The sequence below is a fragment of the Lysinibacillus composti genome (assembly GCF_016908465.1).
Taxonomy (GTDB): Bacteria; Bacillota; Bacilli; order Bacillales_A; family Planococcaceae; genus Ureibacillus; species Ureibacillus composti_A.
Map to the genome: position 1 here is coordinate 46,129 of NZ_JAFBDY010000020.1, position 18,104 is coordinate 64,232.

At 35.6% G+C, this 18,104-nt stretch carries 14 protein-coding genes, 1 pseudogene and 2 riboswitches; of the genes and pseudogenes, 13 read left to right on the forward strand and 2 right to left on the reverse strand.

The window, feature by feature from the left end; translation table 11 throughout:
• The first annotated feature begins 146 nt into the window (after window positions 1–146).
• The 5 genes from JOD29_RS16215 to JOD29_RS16235 all read left to right on the forward strand — a co-directional run bounded on the left by JOD29_RS16215 (window position 147) and on the right by JOD29_RS16235 (window position 4,955).
• Window positions 147–1,283, forward strand: coding sequence for a M20 family metallopeptidase (locus JOD29_RS16215; protein ID WP_124766506.1), 1,137 nt, complete (start codon window positions 147–149; stop codon window positions 1,281–1,283).
• Between the two features lie 41 nt (window positions 1,284–1,324).
• A complete protein-coding gene (locus JOD29_RS16220; protein ID WP_124766522.1) occupies window positions 1,325–1,837 on the forward strand; it encodes a GNAT family N-acetyltransferase in 513 nt (170 codons plus the stop codon).
• A gap of 193 nt (window positions 1,838–2,030) precedes the next feature.
• Window positions 2,031–3,080 (forward strand): Delta(5) desaturase DesA, encoded by a 1,050-nt coding sequence (desA, locus tag JOD29_RS16225; RefSeq protein ID WP_192894254.1) that lies wholly within the window; start codon window positions 2,031–2,033, stop codon window positions 3,078–3,080.
• A gap of 131 nt (window positions 3,081–3,211) precedes the next feature.
• Window positions 3,212–4,342: a sensor histidine kinase gene (locus JOD29_RS16230; RefSeq protein WP_124766508.1), complete on the forward strand. Its 1,131-nt coding sequence runs from the start codon at window positions 3,212–3,214 to the stop codon at window positions 4,340–4,342.
• 1 nt (window position 4,343) lies between these two features.
• On the forward strand, window positions 4,344–4,955 hold the full coding sequence (locus JOD29_RS16235) for a response regulator transcription factor (protein ID WP_124766509.1): 612 nt from the start codon (window positions 4,344–4,346) through the stop codon (window positions 4,953–4,955).
• A gap of 192 nt (window positions 4,956–5,147) precedes the next feature.
• On the opposite strand, the gene JOD29_RS16240 is transcribed toward JOD29_RS16235, so the two are convergent.
• A complete protein-coding gene (locus JOD29_RS16240; RefSeq protein WP_124766510.1) occupies window positions 5,148–6,125 on the reverse strand; it encodes a proline dehydrogenase family protein in 978 nt (325 codons plus the stop codon).
• A gap of 85 nt (window positions 6,126–6,210) precedes the next feature.
• Window positions 6,211–6,741 (reverse strand): annotated as a pseudogene (locus tag JOD29_RS16245) (ABC transporter permease); the annotation flags it as partial.
• A gap of 231 nt (window positions 6,742–6,972) precedes the next feature.
• Here JOD29_RS16245 and JOD29_RS16250 point away from each other — a divergent pair.
• The 8 genes from JOD29_RS16250 to JOD29_RS16285 all read left to right on the forward strand — a co-directional run bounded on the left by JOD29_RS16250 (window position 6,973) and on the right by JOD29_RS16285 (window position 17,976).
• Complete coding sequence (locus tag JOD29_RS16250; RefSeq protein WP_124766512.1) at window positions 6,973–8,442, forward strand: nicotinate phosphoribosyltransferase; 1,470 nt, start codon at window positions 6,973–6,975, stop codon at window positions 8,440–8,442.
• Between the two features lie 12 nt (window positions 8,443–8,454).
• Window positions 8,455–9,282 (forward strand): ammonia-dependent NAD(+) synthetase, encoded by an 828-nt coding sequence (gene nadE, locus JOD29_RS16255; protein WP_124766513.1) that lies wholly within the window; start codon window positions 8,455–8,457, stop codon window positions 9,280–9,282.
• A gap of 134 nt (window positions 9,283–9,416) precedes the next feature.
• Window positions 9,417–9,755: a hypothetical protein gene (locus JOD29_RS16260; protein ID WP_124766514.1), complete on the forward strand. Its 339-nt coding sequence runs from the start codon at window positions 9,417–9,419 to the stop codon at window positions 9,753–9,755.
• Between the two features lie 296 nt (window positions 9,756–10,051).
• On the forward strand, window positions 10,052–10,996 hold the full coding sequence (locus tag JOD29_RS16265; protein ID WP_124766515.1) for an AAA family ATPase: 945 nt from the start codon (window positions 10,052–10,054) through the stop codon (window positions 10,994–10,996).
• Window positions 10,993–12,192: a DUF58 domain-containing protein gene (locus JOD29_RS16270; RefSeq protein WP_124766516.1), complete on the forward strand. Its 1,200-nt coding sequence runs from the start codon at window positions 10,993–10,995 to the stop codon at window positions 12,190–12,192. Before JOD29_RS16265 ends, JOD29_RS16270 begins: the two co-directional genes overlap by 4 nt.
• Complete coding sequence (locus tag JOD29_RS16275) at window positions 12,189–14,381, forward strand: DUF4129 domain-containing transglutaminase family protein (RefSeq protein ID WP_124766517.1); 2,193 nt, start codon at window positions 12,189–12,191, stop codon at window positions 14,379–14,381. Before JOD29_RS16270 ends, JOD29_RS16275 begins: the two co-directional genes overlap by 4 nt.
• Window positions 14,382–14,412: 31 nt before the next feature.
• A riboswitch (purine riboswitch) is annotated at window positions 14,413–14,515 on the forward strand.
• 131 nt (window positions 14,516–14,646) lie between these two features.
• Complete coding sequence (gene guaA / locus JOD29_RS16280) at window positions 14,647–16,197, forward strand: glutamine-hydrolyzing GMP synthase (RefSeq protein ID WP_420844561.1); 1,551 nt, start codon at window positions 14,647–14,649, stop codon at window positions 16,195–16,197.
• A gap of 258 nt (window positions 16,198–16,455) precedes the next feature.
• Window positions 16,456–16,557: riboswitch (purine riboswitch) on the forward strand.
• 114 nt (window positions 16,558–16,671) lie between these two features.
• Window positions 16,672–17,976 carry an NCS2 family permease gene (locus JOD29_RS16285; protein ID WP_124766519.1) on the forward strand — a complete coding sequence of 435 codons (1,305 nt, stop codon included), beginning with the start codon at window positions 16,672–16,674 and terminating at the stop codon, window positions 17,974–17,976.
• Window positions 17,977–18,104: the final 128 nt, after the last annotated feature.

The following is an 18,104-nucleotide window of genomic DNA, read 5'->3' on the forward strand; positions in this document are numbered from 1 at the left end:
TAGAGTTATTGTCGGATCAATGAATTTTTAAGTGAACGAGTACGTAGACATACAAATAATAGTTAAAAGTAAAGAAAAGGGGATTAACATAGGGGAATTTTTACAATGGTAAGTGGATTTTCAATATACGGAAGGGATTTGGTTCTTTGTTAGAGTATTTGCAATCGAAGGAACAAGAAATGTTATTTCTGTTGGAGAGGCTTGTTAACAAGGATTCCGGTAGTCATTATAAAAAAGGTGTAGATGCCATCGGGAAAATATTAAGCCATGAGTATAAACTGTTAAATTTTGTTGTGAATACTGTTGAACAAACTGAAGTAGGTAATCATTTATTAATTCGACATCAAGAAGCAAAAACACCCCAAATTATTATTTTGTGTCATTTGGATACAGTTTTTAGTGAAGGAACGGCTAAGGATCGGCATTTTACCATTCGTGGTTCAAGAGCGTATGGTCCTGGAGTAATTGATATGAAAGGGAGCCTAGTTACTCTTCTTTATGCACTAAAGGCTTTAATTGAAGTTGGAGAAGAAAAAGCTTATCATAATGTGCACATCTTACTAAATAGTGATGAAGAAATAGGCTCTACTACTTCCAATGTACTTATTGAAAATATGGCTTTAGGTAAACGTTATGCGCTTGTAATGGAACCAGCCCGCCCGGACGGATCGATTGTAAGTAGTAGAAGGGGTGGTGGAAATTACGCGTTAAGAGTATATGGTAAAGCAGCCCACGCTGGGATCTCTCCTGAGGATGGAATTAGTGCTATTGAAGAAATTTCGCATAAAATTATAAAACTTCAACAATTAAATCAGTTTATGAATGGGGTTAATGTGAATGTAGGGATCGTCCGAGCGGGAGAATCAGCAAATGTTATTTGTCCATATGCAGAAGCTTATATTGATGTGCGAATTGATAAAATGGAACAAGGCATACTTATTGATCAAGAAATTCGTAAAATCTGTGCAACTGCAAATGTACCTGGAGCAATCTTAGAATTGCAAGGTAGCATTAATCGAAATCCAATGGTTAAAGATGAAGGAACGGTTCGACTTCTTAATGTAATTCAAGAAGCTGGTGAAGAAATCGGAATTCAAATAAAAGATGTTTCGACAGGTGGAAATTCAGATGCTTCTTTTACTTCAACTGTAGGTGTAGCTACTATAGATGGGCTAGGACCTATTGGAGGGAATGCACATAGTGAGGACGAATATATTGAAATACCCTCACTAGTTGAAAGAGCATTATTGTTAGCAAAAGTAATTAAAAAATTAAGTGAATGAAGCTAGTTAAGTGCAACATGTTTGATGAAGGGAAATTAATGATGATAAGAGAAATGAAATTAGAAGATGTAAAAAAGATCTTAGAAATATATAATGATGCAATACTACATACTACTGCAATCTATAAATATCAACCTGAAACTTTGGAAGAAAAACAACAATGGTTTAAAAACAAGCATGAGAATGGGGAGCCGCTTTTTGTGTACGAGGAAGATGGAGAAGTAGTTGGTTATGCTACATATGGCCAATTTAAACCCTATCCTGCATACCAATATGCTGTTGAACATTCTGTTTATATTCATAATAATCACCATCGAAAAGGTATTGGCTCCAAGCTTATGAAGTTCCTAATCGAGGAAGCTAAACAACGTGAAGTAAAAACAATGATTGCTTGTATTGACGCTGAAAATAAAGGCAGTATTATAATACATGAAAAACTTGGTTTTACGTATCGTGGCACTCTCAAAAATACAGGTTATAAATTTGGGCGATGGTTAGATTTGGTGTTTTACCAACTTGATTTTAAAGGCCCGACAAATCCTATGGAAAAATAGTATAAGAAAAGCTATCCTGAAAAATATTATTATCAGGATAGCTTTTTTTGCGAATTGCATTATCACATTATTCCATTGCTGTCATATGACATATGTAATATGAAAGTAGTGATGTTTGCTTCTAGTTGAATTCTGAAAATTTACTTATGATAGTACTATCAAATAGCACGTGAAAAGAGGGTTTACTTTGACGATGACTGATGCAGAAAAAACAAAAATGCTTAGAAAAGAAGTCCAACCATTTGCTAAATCTGAACTAAAAGCTAGTATCATACAAATATTTAACACAATTATTCCGCTCTTCCTTATATGGGGGGCAGGTTATTATTTACTACAATTTTCACCATGGTGGACAGTTGCATGTAGCGTAATTGCCGCTGGATTTGTAGTAAGAACATTTATTATATTCCACGATTGTACACATGGTTCTTTTTTCAAAAGCAAAAAAGCTAATGATCTTGTTGGTAATATTACGGGAATTTTAACTTCCTTCCCTTATGCAAAATGGAGACGTGAACATCTGATCCATCATGCCTCAAGTTCAAATTTAGACAAACGTGGTATCGGTGATATCGATATGTTAACAGTTGATGAGTATTTAGAAAAGTCTAAATTGGGTCGATTAGGCTATCGTTTATATCGTAACCCGATTGTTATGTTTGGTTTAGGACCACTATTTTTGGTGTTAGTATTAAATCGAATGAACCGTAAGGATGCAAAGAAGAAAGAACGTTTGAATACGTATTTCACTAATGTTGCTTTAATCGTAATCTGTGCAACACTGATTTTAATTTTCGGATGGCAGACATTTTTACTAGTGCATGGAATAACTTTATTTGTTGCAGGTGCATTAGGGATTTGGTTATTCTATATCCAACATACGTATGAAGACTCTTATTTTGAGTTTGACCCAGAGTGGGATTATGTGAAAGCTGCTGTTGAGGGCAGTTCTTTCTATAAATTACCGAAGCTTTTACAATGGGTGACTGGTAACATTGGGTATCACCATGTTCACCATTTAGCGCCAAGAGTACCAAATTATAATTTGGAAGCAGCGCATGAATCAATCCCACCTTTACAGCAAGCAACTACAATTACTTTAAAGACTAGCCTTGAATCGGTTCGTTATAAATTATATGACCCAAAAAATAAGAAATTTGTTTCATTTAAAGAAGTTGAGAAAAGTATACTTGTAAGAAATAAGTCAATCCCATTGAAGTCACGATCGAAAGAGACATTCTAAGTAGGGACTAATAAAGGAGTTGTGACATTTATGTTTGTCACACTCCTTTATTTTTGGTAACCGAGGTTAAGGGAAGTGAAATTGTACTCTGTTATAATAAAAAGAAAACATGAGAGCAGTGAGGAGTTTACATGCATAGTTGGTATACAATCTTACCAAAAAACCCATGGATAAGTATTTATGTTTGGGTTATTTTCTGTATAATGCCTTTTTACTTTATTATAAAATCATATTCATTTGTACAAATCATCATTGGTGTTGTCATGATCCTTCTTTACTTTTTGTCGCATCGTTTTTCATTTCAATCTAAAAACGGATTAGTATATATGTGGATCAGCTTTGAAATGGTGTTAAACATCGCGATGACATTAATGTTTGGTTATGTTTATTTATCGCTATTTACAGCATTTTTCATTGGTAATATAAGAAACACAGTTGGGTTCTTCATTATGTATGGGTTACATATTGGATTTACCATTGTATCAATTGTTGGAGGATATTTTATTGACTTAGACTTATTTATTTCACAAACACCTTTTATCATTATAACGGTAGTAGGGGTAGTGCTGCTTCCGTTTACATTATATAGCAGAAATAAGCGAGAGAATCTCGAGGGTGAACTTGAAACCGCTAAAGAACGTATTGCAGAACTTGTGATTTACGAAGAGCGTCAACGAATTGCTCGTGATTTACATGATACACTTGGCCAAAAGTTGTCAATGATTGGTTTAAAGAGTGATTTAGCAAGTCGCCTTGTAACGAAAAATCCTGAACTTGCAATACAAGAAATTAAAGATATTCGTCATACAGCTAGCATTGCTTTGAAAGAGGTTAGAGAACTAGTTACTGATATGCGTGCTGTAAAGTTAAAAGAAGAGTTGTTAAGAGTTAAACAAATATTGTGTGCAGCGCAAATTGATGTCGAAATTAAAGGGGATTCCAATCAATTAGTTGTTCCTGTTCTAGTTGAAAATGTGCTTAGTATGTGTTTGAAAGAAGCGGTAACAAATGTCGTGAAACATAGTAATGCAAAGAAATGCATAATTGAAATTAAACGAAATGATAATGAAGTAGTATTGATCATAGAAGATAATGGAAAAGGGATAGAGGAAAGTAAGTCGGACTTTACTGGCAATGGCCTTAAAGGAATGAATGAAAGATTGGATTTTATTAACGGTACAGTTACGTTCGAAAATAATAAGGGAATGAAACTTGTTATAAAAATACCTTTAGCAATTACCCATCAGAAGGGGGATCATTAAAATGATTCGAATAGTTATTGCGGAAGATCAAGGAATGTTACTTGGTGCAATGAAGTCATTGTTAAATATGGAAGACGATATGGAAGTAGTCGGCTTAGCTAAAAATGGTGAGGAAGCAATTAAACTAGTGGAAGAGTTTAACCCGGATATATGTATCATGGATATTGAAATGCCTGTAAAAACGGGATTAGATGCTGCTGAAGTAATCCATGCAGCAAGTAGCGAATGCAAGATCATAATCCTTACAACGTTTGCAAGACCAGGATACTTTGAACGTGCGCGAAAGGCGGGGGTGCGCGGCTATTTATTAAAGGATAGTCCGATTGAAGAATTAGTTCATTCCATTCGTGTCATTATGGATGGGCGAAGAATTTACGCACCCGAACTTGTTGACTCTGTTTACGAAGATGACAGTGAAAACCCTTTAACTGAACGTGAAAGTCAGGTACTAGAATTAGTAGCAGAAGGCAAGACAACAAAAGAAATTGCAGCGGAGTTATATTTATCAGCAGGTACTGTTCGTAATTACATCTCCACAATCTTAGATAAACTTGGAGTAGGAAATCGTATCGAAGCCATCTCGCGTTTTAAAGAGAAGGGATGGAATAAATAGAAAAGAGCAGCTAGCCGCCGCAACTAGACATTAAGGAAGCAACCTAAGAACGCCACGTCCTGTGGCAACGGTTGCAATGTTTTCTTTGATAAGTAACCGCAGGAGTTGAACATTTCGTTGGGCTTAGTCTTAGCAGAGTTGTTTAAATAAAAAGAAGGAACCTTATGCATTGCACGAGGTTCCTTCTTTTTATTATTTAGATTTTTTTGTTAAACGGCCAAGAGCGAATGCAGCAGCTGCTAAACCGATTACTGTATTGTTTTTCTTAGTGAATACTTGTTTTGTCACTAAGTTTAGGTTTTGTGGACGTTCTGCTAAACGACGCATGAAGTAGCCGTACCAGTCACTACCGAATGGTACATAAGTACAGAAATTATAGCCTTCTCTTGCAAGTTCTAATTGCATTTCTTTACGGAATCCGTAAAGCATTTGGAATTCAAACTTATCAGTAGGAATATCATGCTCTTTTGCAAATTGCTTAACATGATTGATTACGTTATGGTCGTGTGTTGCAATCGATGTAAATTTACCATTTAATAAGTGATATTCAATTAACTCGATGAAGTTTAAATCAATATCATGCTTGTCCTGATAAGCAACATCTGCAGGTTCTTTATAAGCACCTTTAACGATACGTAAACGATAATCTTTAAATTTCTCAATATTTTCTTTTGCGTTGAAGAAGTATGCTTGAATTACTGTACCAACATTATTATATTCTTGAGAAATTGTTTCTAATAAATCGAATGATGGTTGAAGACGCGCATAGTCTTCCATATCAAAGTTAACATGCATATTATATTCTGCAGCTTTTGCTACGATTTCCACCAAGTTTTCGTAACAGAAATCATAGTCAATATCTAAACCAAGCTGTGAAGGTTTTAATGAAATATGTGCATCTACATCATTTTCATGAATAGCTTCAATAACTGCTAGGATATTTTCTTTTGCTTTTGTTGCTTCAGATTTTTCATATACAAATTCACCTAAGTTATCTACAGTACAAGAGATACCTTGAGCATTTAACTCTTTCATACTTTTAATTACTTCAGGAATATTTGTTCCAGCCACAACGCTTTGAGCTCCGAGTCTTAAACCGTATTTTTGTGCTGCACTGTTTAGTAATTGGTTTTCAGATAAGTTAATAAAAATGTCACGTAATAAAGGCATAGTTGACTCCTCTTTCCTCTTTATGAAGTGCTTATATCATACACTATAATCAATTTGTGGTAAATTAACAATAGTTAAAATATTGTCATTTTCGAGCATTTATAAGCTGCATTCGTTCATTAAATAGAGTTTGATAACTTAAAAATTCAATTAAAATGCTTGATAACGCAGCAGTTGTTAGAAGTGCGAAGATGATTAATATTTGAAATTGGACGGCTTGAATTGGGTCTGCTCCTCCAATTATTTGACATCTCATCATCCCAGGTAATTGAACTAAACCAATTGTCTTTTGGCTTTCAATCGTGGGAATCATACTTGCTCGAATACAACATGTTAATTGTTTATGAATAGCCTGTTTTGGTGTTCTTCCAATTGACAGAAGAGGCTCAATTTCATCATTGCTAGAATTAATTTCTGCGGAAAATCTATTTAAGAATAGTATAGATAATATCATGGCATTCCTTATTAACATACCGCTAATCGGGATAATGTATTGAGCTGTGGGTGGAACTATATGTAGACCGAGTAAAATTCCCTGTGTCACCAACTCAACAATTATAAGTGTAACCGCAATTTTCCAAGTAATACCCCCAATTTCCCTTCCTTTCTTTCGAGCAAACGAATAGCGGTAGTTTCATTTATTTGTGTCATGTTTATCTCCTATAAAAGAATTGAATACTACTAATAATTATAACGATGAAAATGTAAAGACAAAGAGATTGCTAACGGTGTTAAGAGATGAAAAAACTCAGGGGGTATAGAGCGCTAAGACACCAATTGATACGTCTACATGGTAAATGGTGTATACTATACTAAATTATGAAACCGAAGAAGAGGGTGCCTAGTAATGAAATCGAAATTCACAGATGACAGCTTAACTTTACACACTGACCTTTATCAAATCAATATGGCAGAAAGTTATTGGGCAGATGGATTACACAACCGTAAATCGGTGTTTGAAGTTTATTTTAGAAAAATGCCCTTTGGCAATGGTTATGCAATTTTTGCAGGGCTAGACAGAGTGTTGGATTATTTAAAAAATTTCCGTTTTAGTGAATCTGATATTACATATTTGAAAGAAGAAGTAGGCTATTCGGATGATTTTATAGACTATTTAAAAGGGGTTCGTTTCACTGGATCTGTTTACTCTGTGGTTGAAGGAGAAGTGGTTTTCTCAAATGAGCCGCTAATCAGAATAGAAGCTCCCTTAGCGGAAGCACAATTAGTTGAAACAGCTATTTTAAATATCGTCAATTTCCAAACACTTATTGCAACAAAAGCAAGCAGAATTAAGCAAATCATTAAGGATGAAATAGCAATGGAATTTGGTACGCGCCGTGCACAAGAGATGGACGCAGCGATTTGGGGGGCGCGTGCAGCAATTATCGGAGGATTCGATTCTACTTCAAATGTAAGAGCAGGTAAACTATTTGATATTCCAGTTGCAGGAACTCATGCACATGCATTAGTTCAAACGTTCAAAAATGATTACGATGCTTTTCATTCCTATGCTAGAAGACATAAAGATTGCGTATTTTTAGTAGACACATATGATACGTTGAAATCAGGTGTGCCAACAGCAATACGCGTTGCAAAAGAATTGGGAGATAAAATTAACTTTATTGGGATTCGTTTAGACAGTGGGGACATTTCGTTTCTATCAAAAGAAGCTAGACGCATGTTAGATGAAGCAGGTTTTCCGAATGCTAAAATCGTTGTTTCAAATGATTTAGATGAATATACAATTTTAAATCTTAAATCACAAGGAGCTAAAGTGGATTCTTGGGGCATTGGAACAAAGCTCATTACAGCATATGATCAACCGGCTTTAGGAGCGGTTTATAAAATGGTCTCAATCGAAAATGAACACGGTGAGATGGAAGACACAATTAAAATATCCGCCAATGCTGAAAAAGTTACAACTCCAGGTCTGAAGAAAGTTTATCGTATTATCAACCGTGATAATGGGAAAGCAGAAGGCGATTACATTGCATTAGCTGATGAAAGACCAGAAGCGGAAGAACGCATTAAAATGTTCCACCCAATTCATACATTTATTTCTAAATTTGTCACAAACTTTGAAGCGAGAGAATTACATCGTAAAGTGATTGAAGATGGAAACGTTATATACGAAAGTCCTTCTGTTTTGGATATGCAAAAATATGCAACTTCTACCTTAGATCTATTATGGGATGAATACAAACGCTCATTAAATCCTGAAGAATATCCGGTTGACCTCAGTCAAAAATGTTGGGATAACAAAATGAGTAATATTCAAGAAGTGCGTGATATGGTTGAAGAAATCAGACGTCGTTAAGGAGTGGGTAATATGGAAGAGCTACAAAAGCAAATTATTGAAGAGTTAAAAGTACTACCTGAAATTAACCCAGAAGATGAAGTTCGTAAATCTGTGGATTTTCTTAAAGAATACGCTGCTAAACATAGCTTCGTTAAAGGTTTTGTACTTGGAGTAAGTGGAGGACAAGATTCAACGCTAACGGGTAAACTATGTCAGCTTGCGGTTGATGAATTAAATCAAGAGCATGGACAAGGGCGATATTCGCTATGGGCAGTCCGACTTCCTTATGGTACACAAGCAGATGAGCAAGATTGTCAGGATGCTCTTGAATTTATCAAACCAACAAAAGTTTATACAATTAATATAAAAAAAGCAGTAGATGCAAGTGTACAGACGCTGAAAGAAGCTGGCATCGAATTGAGTGACTTTGCAAAAGGCAATGAAAAAGCGAGAGAACGAATGAAGGCACAGTACTCTATCGCAGCCATGAACGGTGGAGTAGTTGTCGGTACGGACCATGCAGCCGAGGCAATCACTGGTTTTTATACAAAATACGGCGACGGTGGTGTAGATTTGACGCCGATATTCCGTCTGAATAAAAGACAGGGTAAACAAATATTAGCGTATTTAGGTTGTCCTGAGCATCTATACTTAAAAACTCCAACAGCAGATTTAGAAGAAGAACGTCCATCATTGCCTGACGAATCAGCTTTAGGAGTTTCTTATGAAGTAATTGATGATTATTTAGAAGGAAAAGAAGTGCCTGAAGAATTACGAAAAGTAATTGAAGGTCATTATTTACGCTCTCAGCATAAACGCCATTTACCTATTACTATTTTTGATGACTTTTGGAAATAATAACCAATACGGTAGGAAACCAGACGATTTGCTTATTGTCTGGTTTTCTTATACACATACACTACCATTTAAATGGTAGTGTAATGGGTAAATAGTTGTGAATTTGTTTAATGAATTGTAGAGGTGAGTATTGAATGAAAACATCCCGAGTCAATCCGACTACTAGTAGCATATTTCGTAATTCGCGGCAGTACTTACATGCAAACGACCAATTTTACCGTGTGATGCATGATGGGGGGAGGTCGTACTCCTCCGGTCAACAACAAAGAAAAAGCTCCAAAAATATTAAAAATAATCGAGAGAAAAAGAATAGTGTATTAAAAAATAGTAGTGGGCATTTGATTGTAAAGGGGATTTTAATGGATGGGGATTCTATTATGTTAACCCAAAAGTCACTAGTTGAATATTCAAGGAAAATAAAAATGAGCCAAAATAGAATATCACGTATTGACACTTACCGTACTTCTATTTAAAGAACCTAAAATGAAGGGAATCCTTCGTTTTTTTTATTATTCTAAAGGGAATTAAACTATGAATTACAAAAAAACTGACCTTACTTAAAAAGCATAGCCTACCACCAAAGTCATGAAAAGTTTGCAAATAGATTTGAAGTAAGCATTAAATAGAATAATAGGGGACTGGGGATTACAAATATTAACATTAGGTATTTGAATTATTTGTATTCATAATTGATTATCGTTTATGCTTGAAGAAGTATTATGTAAATTCTGATTACCGTAGTTGGTTTGAATCTGGAGGTTGTACGAGTATGCATAAACAAATAGAGGCAATTATTGAGAATATAGAAAAAGTAATGATAGGAAAACGTGAAGTTGCTGAATTGAGTGTTGTTGCATTACTTGCTGGAGGGCACGTCTTATTAGAAGATGTACCCGGAGTCGGGAAAACGATGATGGTACGTGCGCTTGCTAAATCTGTAAGCGCTCAGTTTAAACGGATTCAATTTACACCAGATTTACTACCATCTGATGTAATTGGTGTATCCGTATATAATCCAAAGACACTTCAATTTGAATTCAGACCTGGCCCCATTTTAGGAAATATTATCTTAGCGGATGAAATCAATCGTACTTCACCCAAAACACAATCTGCTTTATTAGAAAGTATGGAGGAGGCCTCTGTCACGATCGATGGTGAAACATTACAAATCACTAAGCCGTTTTTTGTAATGGCGACACAAAATCCAATTGAGTATGAAGGTACATATCCATTACCTGAAGCGCAACTTGACCGATTCTTATTAAAAATCAAAATGGGCTACCCAACAGCACAAGAAGAAGTTGAGGTTCTACGTCGCACACAGCATAATGAAGCCATTCATCAATTATCTCCTGTTATTTCAATTGAAGATCTTTTAGAGTTGCAAGAAGAGGTAAAGAGTGTTTATGTAGATGATTCAGTTAAAAGCTATATTGTACAAATTGCTAGAGCCACTAGAAGCATTCAACATATTTACTTGGGGGTTAGCCCTAGAGCTTCAATTGCACTGATGAAAGCATCGCAGGCCTACGCCAAAATGCAAGATCGAGATTTTGTGAAACCTGACGATGTTCAATATTTAGCCCCGTTTGTTTTTGGACATCGCATCATTTTAAAGCCTGAAGCTAGGTACGAAGGAATTACGACTGATGGAATCTTAGGAAATATTATTGAAAAAGCTGTTGTGCCTATTAAAAGGTATGCTCAAGAATGAATAGAATAAAAGCTTTTTTAAGTAATAGTGGCCGTCTTACTTTAATTCTCCTTCTAATCGCTGCAACTTTTTCATTTGCAATGTTTCAGGGGGGGTTTGTTAGTTGGTTTCTCTTTTTCACATTGATTCCATTTTTACTTTATTCTTTGTTATTAGCATTCCTACCAATCAACATTTCGAATGTTCATCGTGAAATTCTCCCACTGACTCTTACCCGTGGTGATTCCGCTTCGGTGAAAGTGAGTTTCCGTAATAAAACATGGTTTCCACTCATCTTTGTTACGATTCAAGAAATGGGGATGGACCAGCGATTTTACGAAAAAACAAATGGTCGTTCTAGTAATATCTTCTTTGTAGGATGGAGAAGGAATTTTGAATGGACATATGAACTTTCTAAATTAGAACGTGGCGAGTTGCGGTTTAATGGCTTTTTATTTACATTCACAGATTTTTTCGGATGGACTGTTCGCCGTAAAGTTCATCAAGTTCAACAAACTGTCCTTATTTATCCTAAAATGACGGAGGTTAACTACAAACCACTTCAATTCCAGTTTGGACAAGGGGGAGTTCATTCTTCAATTAAAGTTATGAAGGATAATTCATTAGTAACCGGAATCAGAGATTATCAAGCTGGAGACCGTTTTTCGTTAATTCATTGGAAGTCATTCGCCAAAAATGAAACATTAAAGACGAAGGAATTTGAAGATCGTCAGTCACGGGAAGTTGCTTTAGTACTTGACTCGACTACAAGCAAAAACTTTGAATTGGTTGTTGATTTTGTAGCATCCACTTTAAATGCTGTTGTGAAAAAACATGGTGAGATTTCGTTTTTATCCATAGGAAAGGACCGTCAATACTTTCCGAATTTGAAAACAGGGAATCAGCTGGAGCGTGTGAACCGGCATTTAGCAGTTGTAAAACCTGATGCTAAACGGAAAATAGAAGTTGTTTTATTAAATGAAATAGCTAACTTCCATTCATCAACGTTATTATTGGTAACGGGAGAGATCACAGAACAATTAGAAATATTCTTTGTGAATAGTATGAATTCAATGCGCGGGATAGTTTGTTTTGTTGTTATTAATGATGAAGCTCAAAAAACAAAAGGTGTTGAGCGGAAATTTCCTCATGTAAAAGTGGTCTACTTGACTAAAGACTTGTTTAAACATGCATTCACGGAGGTGTTGAAGCCGTGAAGAGGGCGACATTTAAATATATTGAGCTATCAATTTATTATGTTTTAATATTTTTCATTCTACGAGAATGGTTAGTACCTATTATGCAATTAACGGGAACTGGCCATATGAATTTGATTTTAATTTTTATCGCTTTAAGTTTAGTAATTAGTTTATTTAAGATACATTTCATTATCTCATGGATTGTAAAAGGGCTTTATATTTCATGGTTTATTGTTAGGGTTTATAGTGACACAGCCCCATTTTCAGTGGAAGGATTTCATTTTCTTACACATGATTTATGGACGAACTTTTCAAGTGTGATTCTTGCGGATTGGACTAGTATAACGGATTCTTTCCGTACGTTTTTGTTTTTCGTTTTAATTTGGATGTTAATTTATTTAGTTCACCATTGGATTACGATTCGAATGAACATCTTTTATTTCTTAGTAATTACCGTGTTTTTTATCGCAATCTTGGATACATTTACTCGATATGATGGTTCTTTTGCAATTGTAAAAGTAGTACTCCTTGGTCTTATAATGACTTCATTTTTATATGTAAAGCGGTTGTTTAAACAAGCTGGAATTCAAAAAGATTGGAAAAAGTACATTCTATTACTGATGCCAATTATCCTTTTAATTGGTTTAACAAGTTCTGTTGCAATTTTTCTACCGAAAGCTTCGCCGCAATGGCCAGACCCTGTCCCTTTTATTAAATCTGCCACAGGGCAAGGGGAGGTTGGAGAAGGTACTACGGTTTCTAAAGTTGGGTATGGGGATGATGATGAAACGCTTGGAGGCTCGTTTGTAGCTGATGATCAAGTTGTTTTTCTAGCCGAAGCAGAAACGAAGCAATATTGGCGTGTTGAAACGAAAGATGTTTATACGTCAAAGGGGTGGGAAAAATCAGATTACTTTTTAAATGAGTTTTCGGTTTTCGAACAAGGGGATCGAATTGTTCACTCTTTACCGATTGGACCTGAAGATCAGACTAAAACATCACTTATTAAAGTTGTCTATCCTTACGATTTTATTATTCATCCCTACGGTTTAAAAAGCGTTTATACTGAAGAACCAAATGTGGAATTGTTTATGGACAGTAACTCCGAAAAAATAACGCCGGTTATAAATACCGAAGAAACGGTACTTTCAAATTATGTTGTTGAGTACAGCAAACCAACTTATTTATACAGTAATCTAAAAAAGCCGACTGAAGAAATAGATTCTTTTATTCGAGAGCGATATTTACAATTACCTAATTCGTTACCGGATAGAGTTGTTGAACTTGCGAATCAAATTATAAAAGGAAAAGAAACACCATATGACCAAGCAAGAGCGATTGAAGATTACTTTGGGATGAATGGTTTCCGTTATGATACTGAAAATGTGGCCATCCCATCTAAAGACCAGGATTATGTGGATCAGTTTTTATTCGACACGAAAGTAGGGTATTGTGATAACTTTTCATCATCTATGGTAGTCATGCTTCGCTCGATCGGAATTCCAGCTAGATGGGTAAAAGGATTTGCTGGAGGAGAAGTAATTGACCGAAATGGCGATGTGTCTACTTTTGAAATTACGAATAATGATGCGCATTCTTGGGTAGAGGCATACATTCCGAATGTTGGATGGGTCAATTTTGAACCGACGATTGGTTTTACAAATACACGTTCAATTGATTACGATTTAGAAAAAACTGAGACTGATCAAGATGAAACATTAACGGTCGATGAAGATACGGAACCTGAAGAAACAGTTGAAAAGGAAACGGGAAGCGAAGAAACGACAGCTCATAAAGGTAGTAAGTTGTTTGAAATTGTGACAAAATCGTTAACTCAAGGTAAATATATTTATTTGTCTATATTAATATTAATCCTCATTCTCATCTTAGTATTATTGAAATATAGAAGAAAATGGATACCGAAATTGTTTATGAAATTTAAAGGAAATCAGCCATTGGATGAATCTTCTTTAGAAAAACATTATCTTCAACTTTTAAAAATCCTTGAATTACAAGGTATAAAGCGGAAAGAAGGTCAAACGCTTACTGCCTTTGCAAAAGAGGTTGATCAAAAATTTGAAACAAATGATATGACCCAATTTACTTTAGCGTATGAAGAGTTTGTATATGGAGAACAATTAAGTGAGACAGACTTCGCGAAACTGAAAGAATGTTGGGAATATTTAATCAATCGAGGTAGCGGTTGATTTTAAGGTATACTAAGGGTAAAATTTAGAAAAAATAATAATAGGCTGCCTTCATATAAGTCCGATAATATGGTTCGGATGTTTCTACTAAGTTACCTAAAATAACTTATGCTATGAGGGCGGATACAAGCATGCCATTTATTTACATGTTGTATCCGCCTTTTTGGTTTATGTAAAATGAACGCGTCAGAAAGTTATCTTTTTGAACGCGTTTTTTTATAAACAAGACGGTGGTCTGTAAAATTTAGAAGAGGTGTAGATAAGCGTGACAACTCCATTGTTAAAAGAACAAGAAAAAATCGTCGTTCTCGATTTTGGTAGCCAATTCAACCAATTAATCACTCGTCGTATTCGTGAGTTTGGTGTATTCTCAGAGTTACATCCCCATACTGTAACTGCTGAAGAAATTAAAGAGATGAACGCTGCAGGGATTATCTTCTCTGGTGGCCCGAATTCAGTTTATGATGACAATGCATTTAAAGTAGATGAAGCAATTTTTGATTTAGGCTTACCAATCTTAGGTATTTGTTACGGTATGCAATTAATGGCCCATACACTAGGTGGTAAAGTTGAAAGTGCTGACACTCGTGAATACGGGAAAGCAGAAATTAACGTTACTACGGACAACAAATTGTTTGGTGAATTACCTAAAGAACAAGTTGTTTGGATGAGTCACGGTGATCATGTAACAGAAGTTCCTGATGGATTTGAAGTAATTGCAACAAGTTCGTCTTGTCCAATATCTGCTATGGCAAATGCAAAGCGTAAATTTTATGCAGTTCAATACCATCCAGAAGTACGTCACTCTGTATATGGTAATGACCTTTTACGTCAATTCGTATTCGATATTTGTAATGCTAAAGGCGACTGGTCAATGGCAAACTTTATCGAATTAGAAATGAAGAAGATTCGTGAACAAGTTGGCGATAAGCAAGTACTTTGTGCGCTTTCAGGTGGTGTAGATTCATCTGTAGTAGCAGTTTTAATTCATAAAGCAATTGGTGATCAATTAACTTGTATGTTCGTAGACCATAACTTAAACCGTAAAGGTGAAGTAGAACAAGTAATGAAAACTTTCACTGAAGACTTTGATATGAAAGTTATTAAAATTGATGCTCGCGAACGCTTCATGAACAAGTTAAAAGGTGTTTCTGACCCAGAGCAAAAACGTAAAATCATCGGTAATGAATTCATTTATGTATTCGATGAAGAATCATCAAAATTAAAAGATATGGACTTCCTTGCACAAGGAACTCTTTATACGGATATTATTGAATCAGGTACGGCAACTGCTCAAACAATTAAATCACACCATAATGTTGGTGGTCTTCCAGAAGATATGAAGTTTGAGTTAATCGAGCCATTAAAAACTTTATTTAAAGATGAAGTACGTGCTCTAGGGTTAGAGTTAGGTCTTCCTGGAGAAGTAGTATGGCGTCAACCTTTCCCAGGACCTGGTCTTGGTATTCGTGTACTAGGTGAAGTAACAGAAGATAAATTAGAAATCGTACGTGAAGCTGACTTTATCTTACGTGAAGAAATCAAAAATGCTGGTCTTGACCGTGACATTTGGCAGTACTTCGCTGTACTTCCTGATATTAAGTCAGTAGGTGTAATGGGTGACCAACGTACTTATGATTACACAATCGGTATCCGTGCGGTAACATCTATCGACGGTATGACATCTGACTGGGCACGTATCCCTTGGGAAGTGTTAGAAAAAATCTCAGTTCGTATCGTAAACGAAGTGAAACACATCAACCGTGTTGTGTATGACATTACGTCTAAGCCACCAGCAACTATTGAGTGGGAATAATTAATACTTGAATATACTCTCTTCTAATCGTGTAGATCACGAACGGAAGAGAGTTTTTTCTTTTTTATAAAAAGAACTACAGAAATAAGTCTAATATGTTTGTGACGGGTACTATAGTTTTCTTAATATAGTGGAATAGTTATAGGGTGAGGGTGGGAATACATGAAATGGAATAATTTTCACGAACTATTTTTAATTTATTTGAAAAAATGTTCGTAAATAGGGTTGTCATATAAAAAATGAGATGGTATATTACATGAGTAAATTAAATAACGTCGTCGTATAATGTCGGGAATATGGCCCGAAAGTTTCTACCAAGCTACCTTAAATAGCTTGACTACGAATTAACTTTGAGAGGATTGCTATTTTTGTATAGTAGTTTTCTTGAGCGAATCGTAGACATGCAACTTTTTAAGCCGCATGTCTTTTTCTTTTCCTTAGATGTTGAGACGACATACGGAGGAAATTTTAAAAATGAAAAAGTATTTCATGTTCGATGAACTTGGAACAAACTATCGCAGAGAAATAATTGGTGGTTTTACTACATTCCTTGCAATGGCTTATATTTTAGCTGTAAACCCTTCAATCTTAGGGAATGCAGGGATCGATACTGGGGCAGTATTCGTTGCAACTGCACTAGCTGCTGCTGTTGGGTCACTTATTATGGGGATATTCGGTAAATTCCCAATCGCTTTAGCTCCTGGTATGGGGTTAAATGCATTCTTTGCTTTTACGGTTGTTTTAACATATAACATTCCATGGCAAACTGGCTTAACAGGGGTATTATTCTCGGGTATTATTTTTATTATTTTATCTTTAACAGGTGTTCGTGAAACGGTTATTAATGCAATTCCGGTACAATTAAAACATGCGGTATCAGCAGGTATCGGTTTATTCATTACTTTTGTTGGTTTACAAGGTTCTGGAATTATCGTTAATAGTGATGCAACTTTAGTGACATTAGGTGAATTTAAAGGTGATACTTTATTAGCTGTTTTTGGTCTTGTTATTACAGTGATCCTTATGGTTCGTAAGGTCAATGCAGCAATCTTTTTGGGAATCGTAATTACTGCAATAGTCGGTATGATCTTCAATTTAGTACAAGTACCTTCAGCGGTGGTTTCTGGTGTTCCTGACTTTTCATCCACATTCTTAGTTGCTTTAGATCCAATTTTGAACGACCCAGCTTCATTATTTAATATTCAATTTTTAATAGTAGTATTAACATTCCTTTTTGTGGACTTCTTTGATACAGCAGGTACGCTAATGGCTGTAGCAAACCAAGCGGGATTAGTAAAAGATAATAAACTTCCACGTGCAGGACGTGCGTTAATGGCTGATGCACTTGCTACAACAATTGGTTCTTTATTTGGAACATCTACAACAACAGCTTATGTTGAGTCAACTTCAGGTGTAGCTGCAGGTGCTCGCTCAGGTTTCTCGGCAGTAGTAACAGCGGTATTATTTTTAGTTGCTTTATTCTTTTCGCCGCTTCTAGGTGTTATAACTTCGGCGGTAACAGCACCAGCACTTATTATCGTTGGGGTATTGATGTGTTCATCATTACGTTTAATCGAATGGGATAAATTCGAAGTAGCGGTACCATCTTTCTTCACAATGCTAATGATGCCACTCGGTTACAGTATCGCAACGGGGATTGCGGTTGGATTTGTATTCTACCCGATTACAATGATCCTAGCTGGTAGAAAAAAAGAAGTGCATCCAATTATGTATGGTCTATTCGTAGTCTTTATCTTATATTTTATCTTCGTACGTTAATCGCGCATAACTGCTTAAACCTTCCTATGATATATGAACTGCCCCGTAAAAGTTAGACACAAATCTAACTTTTACGGGGTGTTTTTATGGCCAGATTTACAGCAGAAGAAAAAATACAAATTGTTAAA

What these genes read in the sequence shown, in the direction of transcription:
- JOD29_RS16220 (WP_124766522.1), top strand. Translation starts at nt 1,325, where the DNA reads ATGATAAGAGAAATGAAATTAGAAGATGTAAAAAAGATCTTAGAAATA.
- desA (WP_192894254.1), top strand. Translation starts at nt 2,031, where the DNA reads ATGACTGATGCAGAAAAAACAAAAATGCTTAGAAAAGAAGTCCAACCA.
- JOD29_RS16230 (WP_124766508.1), top strand. Translation starts at nt 3,212, where the DNA reads ATGCATAGTTGGTATACAATCTTACCAAAAAACCCATGGATAAGTATT.
- JOD29_RS16235 (WP_124766509.1), top strand. Translation starts at nt 4,344, where the DNA reads ATGATTCGAATAGTTATTGCGGAAGATCAAGGAATGTTACTTGGTGCA.
- JOD29_RS16240 (WP_124766510.1), bottom strand. Translation starts at nt 6,125, where the DNA reads ATGCCTTTATTACGTGACATTTTTATTAACTTATCTGAAAACCAATTA.
- JOD29_RS16250 (WP_124766512.1), top strand. Translation starts at nt 6,973, where the DNA reads ATGAAATCGAAATTCACAGATGACAGCTTAACTTTACACACTGACCTT.
- nadE (WP_124766513.1), top strand. Translation starts at nt 8,455, where the DNA reads ATGGAAGAGCTACAAAAGCAAATTATTGAAGAGTTAAAAGTACTACCT.
- JOD29_RS16260 (WP_124766514.1), top strand. Translation starts at nt 9,417, where the DNA reads ATGAAAACATCCCGAGTCAATCCGACTACTAGTAGCATATTTCGTAAT.
- JOD29_RS16265 (WP_124766515.1), top strand. Translation starts at nt 10,052, where the DNA reads ATGCATAAACAAATAGAGGCAATTATTGAGAATATAGAAAAAGTAATG.
- JOD29_RS16270 (WP_124766516.1), top strand. Translation starts at nt 10,993, where the DNA reads ATGAATAGAATAAAAGCTTTTTTAAGTAATAGTGGCCGTCTTACTTTA.
- JOD29_RS16285 (WP_124766519.1), top strand. Translation starts at nt 16,672, where the DNA reads ATGAAAAAGTATTTCATGTTCGATGAACTTGGAACAAACTATCGCAGA.